Origin of the sequence: Pseudomonas sp. lyk4-TYG-107 (assembly GCF_030209055.1) — a bacterium.
GTDB lineage: Bacteria > Pseudomonadota > Gammaproteobacteria > Pseudomonadales > Pseudomonadaceae > Aquipseudomonas > Aquipseudomonas putida_A.
The window spans coordinates 218,335-235,369 of sequence record NZ_JARVST010000012.1 but is presented as its reverse complement, the minus strand read 5'-3'; the positions used below and the strand labels follow the sequence as shown (position 1 = coordinate 235,369).

Here is a 17,035-nt window from a genome sequence, read left to right as displayed (position 1 = left end):
TCTTTTACAACGTCAGCTGCCCGCGCTCCTCCTCGGTCAACTGCTGCTTGGCCTGTTCATCCAGCGCCCCCGCACCCAGCACCTGCACCGGGCTGTTCGGGTTATACCCCGGCGTAGGCGCACGACTGGCACCATCACGGCTCGGCGCCAGTTGTTCGTTGCCGAAACTCAGCACCTGCACGGTGAACACCGACGCCTGGTTCTGCCGCGCCGCTGCCTGCTGCTGACGGGCCACGTCCTCAGCGGCCTGGGTTGCCGAAGACGCCGCCGAACTGGCCGAGGTGATCGCCCCGGTGTTCACCGCCGCCACTACCGGTACGCCACTGGTTTTGCCTTGCACGGCGATGTTGGCCGCGTTGACCACGGTCAGCGCGGCGATGTTGACGTTGCCCGAGACGCGAATGCCCGCCTCGCCCGCATCGATGGTGCCCAGCGGCGCGATCAGGTCGATGTCGCCGGGTGCGACTTCGGCAATCGGGTTGAGTGTGGCGATACCCGCACCGGTGCTCGGCACCGAAGGCGACAGGGTTACATTGCCCCAAGTGTCGTAAACCCGTTTCGGCGGGGTGTAGACCACAGTGGTTTTCGAGCCGCGACCGGCGTTGATGTCGCCCTCGGCCGACCAGCCGAGGATCGAGCCGCCGAAGGTGGTCATTATCCGGCTCTGCCCCAGCAGAATGCTGCCCTGCGAGTAGAGGTGAATGTTGCCCGAACCCTGAGTGATGATCCCGGCGGTGGAAGGTGGTGCTGCGCCTTCTATGCCGAACACCTGACCACCACCGGGCGTGAGCATCTGGATATCGCCGCCGAACAGCGTCTTGACCCCGGCACCACCGTAGAGCGTGATGTCGCCGTCGTAACGGAGTGGATTGCCCGCCACATCGGTGCTCGGGAACAGTGCGGCGATGGCGTTGCGACCGCGCAGATAACTGCCCTTGCGCGGGCCGTCGGCGTCGTTGTACTCCAGCCCGCCGGCGCGCAGTTCGGCGAAGTACACCTGCCGCGCAAAGATCGCCTGCTCGGCACTTGGCAGCGCGGCATAGAACGCCTGTGCCTGCTCTGCGTTGCCGCTGAAGCCGTAACCGAGGGTCAGCCAGCTCTGCAACTCGTCGAGGTAGGTCTTGACCACTTTGCCCGGCTGGCCGTTGAGAGAGGCATTCGGGTCAGCAAGGTTCTGCGGATTCAGGTAACGGGCGATGAACTTTGTGTAATCCGGCCCCTGCGCGCCTGCGCCCGCCTGCAATACCACGCTGGCACCAGGCCGCAGATCCCCGGCCACTATCGAGCCGAGACTGGTGATGCTGGCGCGGTTTTCCATCAGGATGTTGCGCCCGGCATTGATATCCAGCGTTCCAGGTCCGGCGATATCGAAGCTGCTGTAGAGAATGTCGCGGCCCGCCGAGACGCGCGATACATCTCGCAGGTCATTGTGGACGAACAGGTTGCCGGTGGAAAAAATGTCCTCCTTGCCGCTACTCATTTCCACTGTCGGCACGGCCGCAGGCTGCCCCAGGGCAGTGCCAGAGGCAACGATGTCGCGTCCGGCGATCATCCACACAGGCCCCGCCGCTTCGTACCAGGTGCGTCTGGAAGTGGAAAAGCTCAACGTTTCGCCACTGCGAATGCCCACCAGGTCCCCCGTCAGCGCATAGAATCGCGCCGGCCCCTGTACGTCGTTCGATCCCGAGTAGCTGTTGGGACCATAGGCAAACAGCGGATATCGCACGTTGCCATCTGCCGCCACGCCATCGTCGCTGTAGTTGGTGCGCAGCGGTTTTCCGGCGTTGCTGTTGGTGTAAGCATTGAATGCCGGGTTGAACGGGGTAGCCACGGCCATCGGGCTGGCCCCCGACTGGTTGATCGCATAGCCACCGGCGTAGATAGAGTCACCTGCCAGCAGTTCAAGCTGCCCCGACTTCGACGGCGCCAGAAGCAGTGAGTAACCTTGCAGCGGGTAGTTGTTTACGCCAATGAATGTCGCGGATGGCCCTGCATAAACGGACCCTTGGCCCGCCACCGCGCGCAGAATCGATGGGTAGACAAATCGGCCGTCGGTAGGCGAGGTATTGCGGCCCGTGATCAGGCCGTTGGATGTACTGAATTCTGCTATCTGTGTGCCCGGCGTCAGGTTCCCGCCAGCCGAGAACAGATCGATTGCCGTGTGGTCAGTCCACAATGAAAAGCCACTGAGGATACCGCCCTGCTCAACGCTTGCGTCGGCCGCCATGATCGGGCTGGCGTTCATCAGACTCACTCGCCCAGGATCCGCGGCACCGCCCAACACCAGATCACCGCGGCTGCTCAGGCTCATGCCCGAGTCACCCGGAATCAGCACCACGCCTCCGGAAGCACTACCGGTGGTCGAGGTAAACGGATCAAGTGCGCGGGTTTCCCGAAGATCATTGAACACGGCGCCGGCGCCGTACTGCAGGTTGATGCCGCCGAGTGCTCCACCCGTCATGTGTGCCGCGCCGCGCAGGTTGATCAGCGCGCCCTGCAGATCATGATTCGGTTGGCCGAAGCCGGTTTCTCCGGCCCGCGCTTGCAGCGAAGGGTTGAGCGTGCCGCCGATACGAATGTCCATGTCACCACCACCGGTCATCTGCACACTGCCATCGCTGGCGACTCGACCGGTGCTGCCTACCGCGACGATCAGCCCCTGACCTCGCGGGTAGTTAACGGCATCGCCTACCGGTTTGAGCATGCCGGCATCACCACCAGCCCGCAGGCTGATATTGCCACCGCCCAAGGTACCGAAACCGGTGAAACCCACCAGGTAGGGTTCAGTGTTGATCACCCGATCTGAGTTCATTTGGGTGGAATAACTGCCGAAGTTGATCCACCAGGCTGTGGGCACATCCGGGTTTCCCGTGCCTTGACGCCACAGCCAGTTGCCCACTGCCACACTGGCCATCTGCTCGCGGAACCCGCTCGCTGTCGATTGGGCTTTCGTCCCGACCGAATCACCGGAAACCGAGCGACCGGCATTGATTGTCAGGTTGCCCCCCATCTGCGGATACCAGGCCTGATAGAGGCTGTCGCTGCCGCCGTCGACCCATTTTTCATAAGCGGCACCGGCCGTACCCAACACCGAATCGTTATCCGAAAGATGCCCGCGCGGCTGGTTATAGAGCGGGTCGATATTCGCTGATTGGGTGCCGGCGGTGTATACGCCGAACGGTGAATCCATGCTCAGATTGCCGGCGGCGATCAGATCGAGATCACCCGTGCCGGTGCGCAGAACACTGAACATCTGCATATGGGCCTTGGCCGTTTTCCCGGGATTGTTGCCGATGCACAGTTCCGGCTGCAGATCACAAATGAATTGGGCCTCCTCGGGAACCGGTTCGTAGTCCGGCCCCATTCCACTGCCTGGCGCCCAGACCCAACGGGCCATGGGTACGCACAAGTCGGCAATCTGCTGGCAGTACTCGAGCATGTCATCAGGGACCGGCTCGTAGGGCGTAAAGAAGGGATTATCCGGAGCCCAGACCAGCTTGCCCGCCGCCGTGGTGATGTTGACGCCGTAATGACTGTCCGCCAGCCGCAGATTGCCTTCCGGGGTCAGCGGTTTGACCGCACGACTATCGGCCGCAGCCAGATCTGCACCGGCGACCACGCGCATCGACCACGACGCACTGCCCGATGGCAGCATGCTGGCCAGCGCCCAGTTCTTGCCCTGTTGTGTGCCGGTGAACGGGCGCAACTCGATCAGCGAAGTGCCTTCGGCGAGCTTCACATCGGTCATCGACGGAATCAGCGAACCGCGCAGCAAGGCCAGTTCGCCCTTTAACTTCACTCCGGAGAACGTAGTCAGGTCTGCATCGTAAACGCCGGGCAACGGCACCCCCTTGGGCCAGTTCATCGCGTGCAGGGCGGTGGCCTTGTTCAAGCGAATGCCGGCCCCCAGGCGTGTGTCGGCAGGCAACGTCACGCTGTCGCTGAGCAGCGTACCGGCGGCGTACAGCAGATGACCGTTGCTGTCGTGGATCGCCCCCGCCAGCACGGTGCCGGCGCTGAAGGTATACGCCTCGTTCAGCACAGCTTGAGTCGGCAGCAACGTGCCACTGGCCAGAACCGCTGGTTGAATCATCACGTCGTAATTGAGTGTCGCCCCCAGCGAAAACTGCGTGCCCTCGGCCAGCGTCACTCCACTGCCCGGCACGATCAGATCGCCGCCGAACGGCTGCACACCGGCAATCAGTTTCCACCCGGCGTCATCCTGGGTTTCCGGTGGCGGCGCGAACCCGTCGTTGATGCTGCCGTAAATATCGAGGTTGCCACCGGCACGAATCACCAGGCTGCCCGCTTCCCCGGAACCATATACGGAGGGGTTCAACTGCGTGTGCGGATTGAGACTGGCGTAGCGATAACCGGACAAATCCAGATCGCCCTCCACCACCAGATCACCGTCGGCAGTCTTGCTGGCGATCTCCACACCGGGCCGCAAATGGAACGCATCGGCATACGTGGCGTTGTTCAACCCGGCGAGCTTGCGTTGCAGCAGATCGTTGTTGCCCAGTGCAGCGTTGATAAAGTTGCTGCTGTCGCCGTGAATGCGTTCGAGCATGGCTTGATCGATGACTTGATACGCTCGGCCACTGACCGCCGGATCGACGCCATCGCGGGCATCGGTATAGCGGCACAAACCGTTGAGACCGATGGATCGTGCGCCCTGAATAGTCAACGCACCGCTGGCGTCGATGGCGATGTCATTGCTGCCCAGGCGTGGCGCGTTCAGCTCCAGCGTGCCGCGCAGCATTCCATCGTGTTGCCCGGCGAGGAAACCGGGCACGGCATCAGTGCCGTGGCGCAGGTCGATCCGCGCGCCGTTGCCCAGCGTGAGCAAACCATCGCCGGAACTCAGTTCAACCGTGGCACGGTTCGGCGCATCGATGATCTCGCCGTAGCTGTCGACCCGCAGCACGCGACCATGGGCATCAAGCACGCTATTGCCAGCCAGCGTCAGGCCATTTTTCGCCGACAGACGAATGCTGCCGACACGCTCGCCGCTGGCATCGATCAGACCAGCCACCGTCAGGCTGCCATTGTCCACCGAGACATTGATTTCGCCGGCCTTGAGACCGTCGCCGATCACCAGATTGCCTTGTTTGAGTTGCAGGCTGCGGCTGCCGTAAACCTGCCCGGCATTCAAGCGCTGGTTGAGCGCGGCAAACTGCTCAGTGGCGTCACCGCCCAGGCGTTGCGCGCGAATGTCCACGCCACCGGCCTTGTACGGCACCAACGTGCCCCCGGCGTCGTAGTAACCGCTGCTGCCGCCGACAATCTCGCCTTGCAGATCGACCATCCCGGCCGCATCGGCCAGAGCGACGACGCTGAGGTTACCGGCCTGATTGTTCTTCGCCGACAGGTCGATCCGCGAGCCCGCAGCCTGACGGATATTGCCGTTGGCGCTGTACAGCGATACGTCGCCGCCCCAGCTGTATTTGCTGACATCGTTGAACGGCAAGGTACGTCCGGCCAAGTCCAGCACGGAATTGCCACCGAGGGTCAAATCGCCTTCGGATTTCACCGTCAGCTTGCCGCTGGCCAAGGCGATTCGGCTGTCCAGCACGATATCGCGGGCTTCAAGATTCAACTCTGCACCCAAGGCATTCGCCAACCCGACAGTCCTGGCGCCGCTGAGCGTCAGGCTGTTGCCGGCCTTCAGCAGACTGACCGATGCCGCCTCGCCAGTGAGCAACGGCGTACGCAGATTCAGATTGCCGCCGCTGTAGCGGTAACCCGTGAGCGGATCGTAGGCGCCCTGCTCCTGATACACCGCCAGGCTGCCCTTGTGATTGGCGGTGATGCGCTCGCTGGCGCTGAGGTTGACGTTGGCAAAACCCAGCGCCAGACGATTGTTCTGATCCAGGCCGCTGGCCTGGGGCATCGGTCCGTAACCCAGCTCGATCCGCTGAGCCTGAATGTCCAGCGTGCCGCTGCCGGTGCCCGCACCACCCGTGATGACAGCGCCAGGGCTCTGGGTCGCGCCGTTCCAGATCAGGTTGGCCGTGCGGATGCTCGCCACATCGTTGGCATCGCCCAGACCGTAGATCGCCGGGGTGACCAGCACCAGGTTCTGCAGTTTGCTCTGACCGGTCTGTGGATCGATCGTGTCGAGGCTCACGCTGCCGTAGAAATTGAAGGCGTCGCGAGTGGTCAGGCTCAGGGTTTCCAGGGCCGGCGCGGCAAACTGCGTATCACCGCGCAGCAAGCGGTCGAGTACGTTCTGATTGAGCGTGAGGCCGGCGGGCACGCGGCTGCCCACCGCTGCAAGTGCTTCGGCGCTGCCGGTATTGACCGAGCCGACCGACAGTGCGAGATGACGGGTGCCGAAACGCACCGCTTCACCGAGTTCGAACTGGTTATCCGTAGCGGCCGTGATACTGCCGTTCGAATACAGCAGGGCCGGATTGTTGCACGCACTCGCTGCGCAAGTGCCGATCCGGATGCTGCCCGCGCCGCTGATGCCGCTGGCCGCTTCCGGCGCCAGCACATTGGTCCAGCCGTTGGAAACGACCAACAGGCTGGAACCTTTCGGCTCATAAACGTAACCGGCCGTCGAGTCGTATGCCACGTTGCCACGCCCCAGCGTATTGATCCCGCCTCCCGCCTCGACCGTGATGCCGCCAAGCGTTGACGTGGTACGCAGCAAAACCTGCGGCGCAGACAGAATCGCCCCTTCACGCAAGACAATACTTTCACTCGCGCCCAGGAAGCCGATGATGTTAGCGGTCGTGTTGTACAAGACATTCGGCATCGCACCGATGGTCAGCCGCCCCGCGTTGAGGCTGTTGAGCGTGTCGGCGTACAGCGACACACCGTTGAAACCCGGTGTCGATGCACGGCCCGCACCCAGTATCTCGAAGCTGCTCCCGGCGTTGCCGCCACGTACCACCGCTGTGCCGGCCATGCCGCCCTCGGCAGCCTCGAACAGCGTGCGCCCGTTGAACTGCAAAGCGATGTCTTGCTTGCCGCCGGAGGCCAGGCGCAGATCCAGTGTCTTGCCGTCCATGGGTGCCAGCGCACGCGGCACACCGCGCCGGGCGGCGTCGCTCTGGATGAATTGAGAGAAACCGGTTTCGTTGTACTGCGAGTAACGACGCAACACATCGGCTGACGTGAGAATCAACTGACTGGCCAGGCTGTCACGCAGGCCGGTATTGGCAATCGACATCTGCCCGCTGCTGGTCCATGAACCATTGCGCAGTGGCAACGCCCCCGTTGTCACGCCGGGTGCTGCCTGACCGTTTACCTCAACCCGGAACGCACCAGGCATCAGGGCAAACGTTGACGGCAACAGTGTGTAAGTACCCGCCGCCAACCCCGGCACACCGGCGCCAATAGTGACCTGCTGGCCGATGCGCGGATCGACTGCACCGGCCTCGGCCAGCATCGGCGCATAGCTGCTCTGGTTGCCGGGCACGATGGCGTAGACCGGATTGGTCGCCAGCCCCGGCAGGCTGAAGGTGCCGTCAGTCGCATTGCGCACCAGCGGGTTGAAACGTGCATCGGTAGAACCCCCGCGACCGGACACGAAACCGGCGCCACGCAGATCGCCACCGCCGGACAGGTCGATGACCGCACCGCTTTGCACATCGGCGAACTGCGTGCCGATCGACACGTCTGATGTTTCGCCGGAGATGCCGTTGAGCACCACGGATTTGCCGTTATAGCGATAGTCGATACCGTCCGTGGTGCCACCGTACGGCATGACCAGACCGGCACCGCTGACCGAAGTCAGACTGCCCGGCAGAAGACGAACCTCGTGAGTGGTGCCGAGCAAATCGTCACCCAATACGATCTTGCCCAGCGGTGCACGCAAGACACCGCCCTGTTCGATGTACGCGGCGGAAAAAATCAGCTTTCCGAATGCCGAGTACGGCACTGCAGCCGGTGCCGCGCCGTGGCCGCTGATCCGCAAGGTGTGTTCGGAAACCGGGACGGCGCCCTGATAACCGGCACGCACCTCAGCCTGAATGCCGGTGGCGGGATAGATCTGCGCCGCACCGAGGTTCAAGTCGCCCGGCGTCCACAGCCTGGTTTTCTCCGCACCATCATTCGGCGCGAGGAAGCGCAGGTCGCCGCTGCTGTCGAGGCTCACCAGACCGAAAGCCCGACGGCTGTATTCAACGGCCGGCGCCTGCCGTTGCAGGATCGAACCCTGAGTCCCGAAGGACAGGCCATTGCCCACGTCCAACAGGTTCGCGGAGGCATTGAACGTCGCGTCGGACAACCGGGCCGTCGGGCCAGGAAGCAGTCGTGGGCGCATCATGCTGAAGCCGGCAAAGTAGGTGCCCACACCCGACAGGCGCAGGTACGGAGCACTCAAGTCGATCCGTGCCGTGCCTTTGGAATTCTCGGCGAGAGACAGCGCTGCGGCGAACAGACTGAGGCTCTGATTCATGCGCAGATTGACGTCACCGTCAAACGACAACAGACCGTTGCTCAGCAGGCTGAGATTGTCGAAACCGCCCGTCATCAAGCCATCGGCACTCAGACGGGCTTGACCGTAACGCAAGCCATCGGCGCCTTCGCCGGGTTGCAGGTTCGCGGGCAGCAGCCCGTTCCCTGCCGCTTGACCAATGATCATTTCCCTCGGCGAGCGCACCGCGTTGCTCGCCGAATCGGAATACAACGGCGTCTCCAGCGCCAGTTCCAGACGACCACCGGCCGCCCCGACGCCACCCGCCGCCGCACGCAAGTTGCCTTCAACGAAAAGACCGTTATAGGAACTCAAACTGATGCGCCCGCCGTCCGTTGCGATACGCGTCGGGCCTTGACCGGCGATATCCAGAACGGCCTCGGTGCCCGAGGCATCCAGCCGCGCGCCCGGACGTACAATCACGTAGGCATCGGCAGCCGTGGCGGTTGCCAGCTTCGCATCGATCTCGCCGCCGATGATGAGGCTGCCGCCCTTGCCGACCTGCCCGTAAGTGCGGCCCAGGGTGTCGGTCGCCGTATTCGCACGCCCGGCGACATCCAGCACGGCCTGCTCGCCGATCCAGATCGAGCGGTCATGTGCGCTCGGATCAGCCGTTTGAATCGAAGTGGCCGGCTGGATCGAGCCGAATTGTTGCTGACGAATATCGATCGTGCCGCCCCACGCATTCAGTTCACCATCGACGGTGATCTGCCCGGCACCACGCAGCTTGATGCTTTGCCCCGGGTCGACACTGATGCGCGAGCCACGGCCCAGGGTCAGCGGGCTGTCGGCCGCGTCGATCAGCCCGACCAGCGTCGCGCCACCTTGCAGGGTCAGGCTGGCACCGGCACGTTGGGTCAGCACGCCCTTGGTCGGGTTTTCCTGGAACAGCGTCGGTGACCACAGTTCCAGCGCCGTTCGCGGATCGGCGCCACTGACCTGGTTGGGTGCCGCATCACCGAAACGGTACACCGGCAGGGTCACATCAATCGCGGCGCCTTCGGCAACGTCGAGCCCGCTGAGACCGATCAGGTTGTAGGCGGAGAACCCCTTGCCGAACAGGTCAGTGGACAGTTGCAGGGTATTGTCTGCCAGGGCTTTATCCGTCTGGCCGACGAGAATCCTGTTGGCCTGCACCGTCAAGGTGCCGCCGCCCGTGACGCCGTAACCGCGCAGTTCGCCATTGAGGTTCAGATGCGATGTGCCCGGCGCGGAAATGGCACTGGACTCCAGCGTCAGATCACCGCCCTTGCCACCCCGGGTCTTACCGTTAGCGAGCACAGCGCCACCGGAAGAAACGTCGAGCAGGCTGCCGGCAGCGACGTCGATATCACCGCTGCTGCGGATCGATATCAGGCCACCGTTCAGATACGCGAGGCTGGCGTTATCGTCCGGGTTGGTGCGCAGGTTGCTCCACAGCCCTCGGGTGTCGAGATGCACGCCCTCGGCGATGCGGGTTTGCGTGGTTTTTTCGGGCTTGGCCGCCAGGCGCGTGTCGGTGTTTGCGCCACCATTGAACTGATTGAGTACGTTGCCCAGGCGCAGACTGCCACCGCGAGCGGTCAGGTCGGCGCCGATCTGCACATCCGGGGAATACAGGGTGATGTCGCCACCGTTATCGACCGTCAGCGCACCGTCAACGGCGATCTGATCCTTGGCCGAAACCTTGAGTGCACCGAGGCGGAATCCGTTGAGCTGATCGTTATCGAGATACAGCTTGCCCTTGCGGGCATCGGACACCACGCCGGTCAAGTCCGGATCGTTGCCAGCGACCGGACGCGTGCCGCCGATCTGCACCTGATCGAGCAATGGATTGAGGGTGTAGAGCAGGCCATTCGACGCCGCGACGAAGGTCGGGTCGTAACTGCCGACGATCAACTGCGCACGCCGGGCCAGTGCGGTCTGGCTCTGCTCATAGCCATCGAGCACCGGTTTCGGCGCCTGATTCTGCCGCTCGCCCTGATACACCTCGCCGATCATTTGCCCGTCGAGTACGGCGTTGGCCGTGGAAATCACCAGTTGCCCGGCATCGCGGCCCACGGTGTAACCCGACTCGAAACGCGAGCGCGGGGCAATCAGCGGGCTGTAGTAATAACTGGTCTGGCCCCAGCGTTGGCTGCTGTCTTCATAGCCTTTGTACAGGCCGGTGTAGAGCAGGTCCCCCGGCGCACGCGACACTTCATACAACTTGCCGTCGGCGCCACGCAGCCAGCTCTGGCGGATCTCGCCGCTCTGCACATCCAGGGTGCCGCCGGACAGGTTGATCAGCGAACCCTTTTCAGTCACCACGTCGTTGCCGGCAAAACTCACCGTGCCGCCCTGGGCCATCCACTCGCCGACGCTGTGCCCTTGCGTGCCGAGGTAACCGCCGACTTCCAGCAAGCCACCGGCGGTGTACCAGCGATCCGTGGCGTAGCCGTTGGTGCCGGCCGGTACATACACCAGATCGCGCACATCGACCCAGATGTCATTGCTGTTGAGCGCGCCTTTCTCGCGGTTGACCGAGGCATCGCGCTGCTCGTTGCCTTGCACGTTGATCTTGATGCTGTTGTTTTCCATTGTCACTTTGACGCCGAGGGCACCGGATACATCGATCATCGCGCCGTCGCGCACCAGGCTGCGGCGTTGTGCATTGACCGCGACCTGGCCGCCGGTGGCCAGGGTGATCGAGCCGTTCTGGAACTCGACACTGCCGCCGCTCTGAATCTCGACGCGTGACTGATCGCCACGGATCCGGTTGTTGGCCGTGACGCCCGTCAGCGCGGCCTGATGCTGGCTGTCGAGGGCGGTCAGGTCGCTGCTGTCGAGCATGATTGCCGTGGCACTGCCCTGCCCCAGCGTGACGCTGCCGTTGCTGTCGGTGCTCGGGTTGGTCAGGTGAATCGTGCCCCGCGTCGCCACCGACGTGCTGGCGAGCAATACACCGTTCTGCACCACCTCATGACCGGTCAGGGTGATGTCGCCGGTGGCGGACTGGATCAAGCCGTTGTTGGTGACATTGCCCGCCACGGCACCGGCCTTGAAACCGGGGATGACTTCGTTGCCGAAGGTGGTGGACAGCGCATTGCCTTCGGTGCCCGAGCCTTTGCGGATGTAGAAACGGTCGCCGGCCGCCAGCACGGTCTGGCCCTTGGCGGAGTTGATGCTGCCGTCGTTCTGCACTTCATTGCCGAGCAGCAAGGCATAACCACCGGCAGCGGTAGACGATGCCGGCTTGTGGGTGTCGATGGAGGCACCGCGTTCCACCAACACCTTGCCGGCGGCATCGGTGAACGTCGGCTGGGTGCCGGTGCTGTCGAAATACAGACCCCGATCACGGAACTGGATATCGGTGATGTTGGCGGCAGCGGCCACCAGGTTGCGCACGTTGACCTGACTGCTGCCGCTGAACACGATGCCGTTGCGGTTGATCAGCATCACCGTGCCGTTGCCCTTGATCTGGCCTTGAATCTGGCTGGCCCGGGCATTCGGATCGTTGACCCGGTTGAGCACCGCCCAGTTCGACTGCTGGGCGAAATCGACCGTGGTATTGCGACCGACGTTGAAGGTTTCCCAGTTGAGGATCGCCTTGTCGGCGGTCTGCTCGATTGTCACTGTGGTTTTGCCATCGACCTGGGTCTGCTGCGGGCCCTTCGCGTTCTGCCAACCCTGGGTCAGGCTGTTATCGACTTTCAAGCCACCCTCGCCCAGGCCGTCCGGCACGAACTGTACCGTGCCCAATGCGGCGGCGCGCCCGGCCGCCTGCGCCGCTTGTTGCGCGGCAATCGCGGCGACCGTGTTATTCAAGGTCTGAATCGAGCGCTGCAATTGCTGGTTGGCTTTTTGCTGCTGGGCCAATGGCGGTGTCATCCCCGGCAGGCCTCCCACGCTCGGACGCGCAGCCGCGGCCTGCTGCGCCGCACCCTTGGCGGCAAACCAGCTCGAACTGAACGCCGTCTGCGCTTGCGCGCTACCCGCCACCAGACATAACGCCACCGCGTGCGCCAATGGCTTGAGCAGCCACAGCGCCGGCTCCACGGCATCACGCTGGAAGGACTGAACGTGGGTACGACGACGGGAGGGGCGAGCGAGCATCACTACGAGATCCTTTTTTGATTGCCACACTTTGGTTGCCAAAGAAGCCGCAGGCCTGCAAAAACCTGCTGTTACGACATAGGCCGTTGGCGGAGGGCGCGACCGAACGGATGTCACACAAACTTCATGTTCGGCGTGTATCCGAGCCAAAAAAAATGACGGCAACCCGAAGGTTGCCGTCATCGGTGTTACGACCGCGCGAGCTTACAAAGGACGACCGATAGCGTTGCAGACGCTGGCGTTGTTGATGTCCAGGTTGTTGCCCGAAGTGTTGGTGATGAAGTTGGCGGTCACAGCGGTTTTCCAGGCATTAGGCACGGCGACGAACTTGTGGGCCTGGGTCGCAGCGTTGTTGCCCGGGTTGCTGTAGTGCTGGGTCAGGAAGGCTTTGACGGCCGCGGCCACGGCTGCATCCTTGTAGCACTGACCGAAGATGAAGTTGGTGTAGGCAGCCAGTTTGTAACCCGAAGCCGGGTTAGCAACCACTGGCGACCACTTGGACGGATCGGCAGCATCGATAGCATTCGCCGGAGGATTGACCGACGACAGCGCCAGCGTCACGTTGAGCGCAGTCGGCTGAACACCGTTAATGCGAGCAACAACAGCGTTGCTGGTGGCATCGACGCCGTCCGGACCTACATAACCGATGGAACCGTCAACCGCGTTCACGGCAGTGGCAACTTCGGAAGTGTTGGCGACGCCAACCCAGTTCGAAGGCAGAGCGATGCCGCCGATACGAGCGCTGGTGAAGGTGGAGTTGGTCGCAAACTGAGTCGGGCAGACCGAGCTCAGGTGACGAGTCAGGATTTCCGAAGTGCCGCTGGAAACGTTGCGATAAACAACGCGGATCGTGGTCGCGTCGGAAGTACCCAGCAGAGCACCCCAGGTGGTTTTCTGGCCCGAGAACACTTCGCACAGCTGAGCGCTGGTCAGGTTCAGCGCGGTCTGGCCGGCTTTTTTGTATGGGATGGCAACCGAAGTGGCCACCGACGGCAGTTGAATCAACGGGCCGTACGAAGCGTTGTAAGTGTTCTTGTAGGTGCTGAGTTCCGAAGCGTTGAGGATCGAGTCGCTACCGGCGAAATGCACGGTGCCGGTGGTGCTGAAGCCGGCCGGGTTGTTGGTCAGGAAAGCGGTCTTGCCACCGCCGCTGCCGATGGCCGCGTAGCTGAAGTTGGCAGGCAGGATGCTGTCGGCCGAACCTTTGTACAGAGCGGCTGGCAGAGTGGCGCCACCACCGGTAACGGCCATGGCTTGAGCGGAAGCCAGAGCGGCGACGGTCAGGGAAGCGGCGATCAGAGTGCGCTTGAACATGAAGAATCTCCTTTTCAACGATGGTTGTGAACACAGGTTTTCAGGGGTCTTGCATGACACTGGGAAGACTCACCGCTGACCTTCGCAAGCGCGGTCCGTGGTTAAGTCGCACTGAGAAATTCGCATCTTGCAGTGACAGATAAAGGAAAAAACCTCGGGAGCTGCGCGCTGATTTTCCGACGGTTTTCTCGGGTGTTTGCGGGGGATTGCGAGGGGTCTGGATCGTGGGTTTGGCTGAAACTGGCTGCAGCCGTTGCGGGGTGGTTGCAGATGACAGAAAGGAGAACCCGAGGATGGGGGGAATCAGGGTCGGGTGAGTATCAGGCTGAAGGGAAAATATTTGAATTTTTTGCTGTTTCGGCCGGCGTCATCGCGAGCAGGCTCACTCCTACAAATTGAAATGCATTACACCTGTAGGAGTGAGCCTGCTCGCGATGACGCCAGACCAGACACCCGAAAAATCACCTACTGCACCAACTGGTTGATCTCAATGATCGGCAACAACACCGCCATCACAATCACCAGCACCACCCCGCCCATCACCACAATCATCAGCGGTTCGAGCAACGCGGTCATGCCCATCGCCCGCCGTTCGATATCGCGGGACAGCGTTTGCGCCGCACGTTCGAGCATCGGCGGCAGTGCGCCGGTTTTCTCGCCGCTGGCGATCAGGTGAATCAGCACCGGCGGAAACACGTTCTCCACCCGCAGCGCCGCCGCAAGGTTCACCCCTTCGCGAACCTTGGCCGTGGCGTCGCTGACACTCAGGCTGAGCCGATCATTGGATAGCGTCTGCCGCGCCGCCTCCAGCGCGCGCAACAACGGCACCCCGGCACCGCCGAGAATCGCCAGGGTCGAGGCGAATCGCGCAGTGTTCAGGCCCAACACGAAACGCCCGATCAGCGGCAATTTCAGCACCCGATGATGCCAACTCAAACGCGCCGCCGGATTGCGCAGATACAGGCGCCAGCTCCAGAACGCCCCTGCCATGATCGCCGCACACAACCAGCCCCACGCCCGAATGAAATCACTGGCGGTGAGCATCGCCAAGGTCAGCCCCGGCAAGTCCTGCCGCGCCTGGGAAAACGCACTGACCACCTGCGGCACCACGTAACTGAGCAGGAAAATCACAATGCCGATCGACACCAGCCCGACCACACCGGGGTAGATAAACGCGGTGAGGATCTTGCCGCGCAGGTTGTTGCGCTCCTCGATGTAATCCGCCAGCCGCTCCATCACCTGCGCCAGATCGCCGGACTCCTCGCCCGCAGCGATCAACGCGCGGTAGATCTCCGGAAAATCCCGTGGTCGCGCCGCCAGCGACTCGGCCAGACGCATGCCGCTGCGCACATCGGCGCGCACCGCACTGAGGGTGTGGGCGATGTGTTTTTTCTCGGCCTGCTCCACCGTTGCGCTGAGTGCCGCTTCCAACGGCAGGCTGGCACCGAGCAGGCTCGCCAGTTGGCGGGTGGCCCAGGCCAGATCGTTGTCCGACATACGCGCACTGAACAAGCCACCGCCGCCATGCTGGGCGACGTTGCTTTCCTTGTGCACCGACAACGCGGTCAAACCACGGCTGCGCAACACGCCGAACGCCGCGCCCTGGCTGTCCGCCTCCAGGTGCCCGGACTCGATCTTGCCAGTGGCGTCGGCGGCTTCAAAACGATAGCGATTCATCAGGCGTCCCGGGTCACACGGAGGATTTCTTCAGGGGCGGTGGCACCGCTGCGAATCCAGCGCTCGCCGTCCTCGCGCAGGCTGAACATCCCGGCCTTCGCCGCTGCCGCACGCAAGGCCTGCTCGCCTGCCCCCTGGTGAATCAGGGTGCGGATGTCGTCGTCGATGCAGAACAATTCGTGAATGCCGGTGCGACCGCTGTAGCCGGTGTGATTGCAGGCGGCGCAGCCCACCGGGCGCCAGGTGCCCGGCGCTGCTGAATCTTCCTGTTTGCACTCTTTGCAAAGGCGCCGCACCAGCCGCTGGGCCAGAACGCCGAGCATCGACGAAGCGAGCAGAAACGGCTCGACACCCATGTCGATCAAGCGGTTGACCGCCGACACCGCATCGTTGGTGTGCAGCGTCGCCAGCACCAGATGCCCGGTGAGCGAGGCCTGCACGGCGATTTGAGCGGTTTCCAGATCGCGGATTTCGCCGATCATGATGATGTCCGGGTCTTGCCGCAGGATCGCCCGCAATGCCAGGGCGAAGGTCATGTCGATCTTGGCGTTGACCTGAATCTGGCTGATCCCCGGCAGGTCGTATTCCACCGGGTCTTCGACGGTGAGGATGTTGCTGGTGCTGGCATCCAGTCGCGCCAGCGCCGCATAGAGGCTGGTGGTCTTGCCGCTGCCGGTGGGGCCGGTGACCAGTACGATGCCGTGGGGCTGGCGGATCAGGTGATCGAGTTTGGCCAGCACCTGCGCGTCCATGCCGAGGGTTTCCAGGTGCAGACGCCCGGCCTGTTTGTCGAGCAAACGCATCACCACCCGCTCGCCATGCCCGGTGGGCACGGTCGACACGCGAATATCGATCGGCCGCCCGGCCACGCGCAGCGCGATACGACCGTCCTGCGGCAGGCGTTTTTCGGCGATGTCGAGTTGGGCCATGATCTTGATCCGCGACACCAGCGCACCGTGCAGCGCCTTGCGCGGCGAGACCACATCACGCAGCGTGCCATCGACCCGGTAGCGCACCACCGAATGGGTTTCGAACGGTTCGATATGAATGTCGCTGGCCTCATCGCGTGCAGCTTGGGTCAGCAAAGCATTGATCATGCGGATCACCGGCGCACCGTCCTGGGTGTCAAGCAGGTCGGTGATTTCCGGCATGTCCTGCATCAGTCGGTCGAGGTCGACTTCGTTTTCTGCTGCGCCGACCACAGCGGCGGCGCTGCCGGTGTCGGCGTAGGCCGTGGCGAGCAGGCCATCGAGTTCGTCGTCGCGCACGCGCTTGAGCGACGTTTCACCGAACTGCCGGCGTACCTCGCTGATCGACCAGCCGGGGGTCGATGGGCACACGGTCAGCACGCCGTCGCACAACAGAATGCGCTGGGCCTTGGCCCAGGCGTAGGGCAGTGAACTCATCTACACCCTCCCCCCATCCCGTGTAGGAGCTGCCGCAGGCTGCGATCTTTTGCTTTTAAAGATCAAAAGATCGCAGCCTTCGGCAGCTCCTACAGGTCCAGCGTCGCCCCGGCTCTCTATGGTGAGGGGAATTCTT

Annotated in this window: 4 protein-coding genes; all 4 read right to left on the bottom strand. The window is 62.9% G+C overall.

Annotated elements, in window-relative coordinates:
- Nucleotides 1–4: 4 nt before the first annotated feature.
- The 4 genes from QRN61_RS12180 to gspE all read right to left on the bottom strand — a co-directional run bounded on the left by QRN61_RS12180 (nucleotide 5) and on the right by gspE (nucleotide 16,899).
- Nucleotides 5–12,502, bottom strand: a complete 12,498-nt coding sequence (locus tag QRN61_RS12180; RefSeq protein ID WP_285373871.1) for a filamentous hemagglutinin family protein — start codon at nucleotides 12,500–12,502, stop codon at nucleotides 5–7.
- A 204-nt stretch (nucleotides 12,503–12,706) separates the two neighbouring features.
- Nucleotides 12,707–13,816, bottom strand: a complete 1,110-nt coding sequence (locus tag QRN61_RS12175) for a substrate-binding domain-containing protein (RefSeq protein WP_285373870.1) — start codon at nucleotides 13,814–13,816, stop codon at nucleotides 12,707–12,709.
- A 465-nt stretch (nucleotides 13,817–14,281) separates the two neighbouring features.
- Nucleotides 14,282–15,493: a type II secretion system inner membrane protein GspF gene (gene gspF, locus QRN61_RS12170; RefSeq protein ID WP_027613651.1), complete on the bottom strand. Its 1,212-nt coding sequence runs from the start codon at nucleotides 15,491–15,493 to the stop codon at nucleotides 14,282–14,284.
- Entirely contained in the window at nucleotides 15,493–16,899 is a 1,407-nt protein-coding gene (gene gspE / locus QRN61_RS12165) for a type II secretion system ATPase GspE (protein WP_285373869.1), read from the bottom strand. The genes gspF and gspE overlap by 1 nt, the downstream gene beginning before the upstream one ends.
- Between the last annotated feature and the right edge of the window lie 136 nt (nucleotides 16,900–17,035).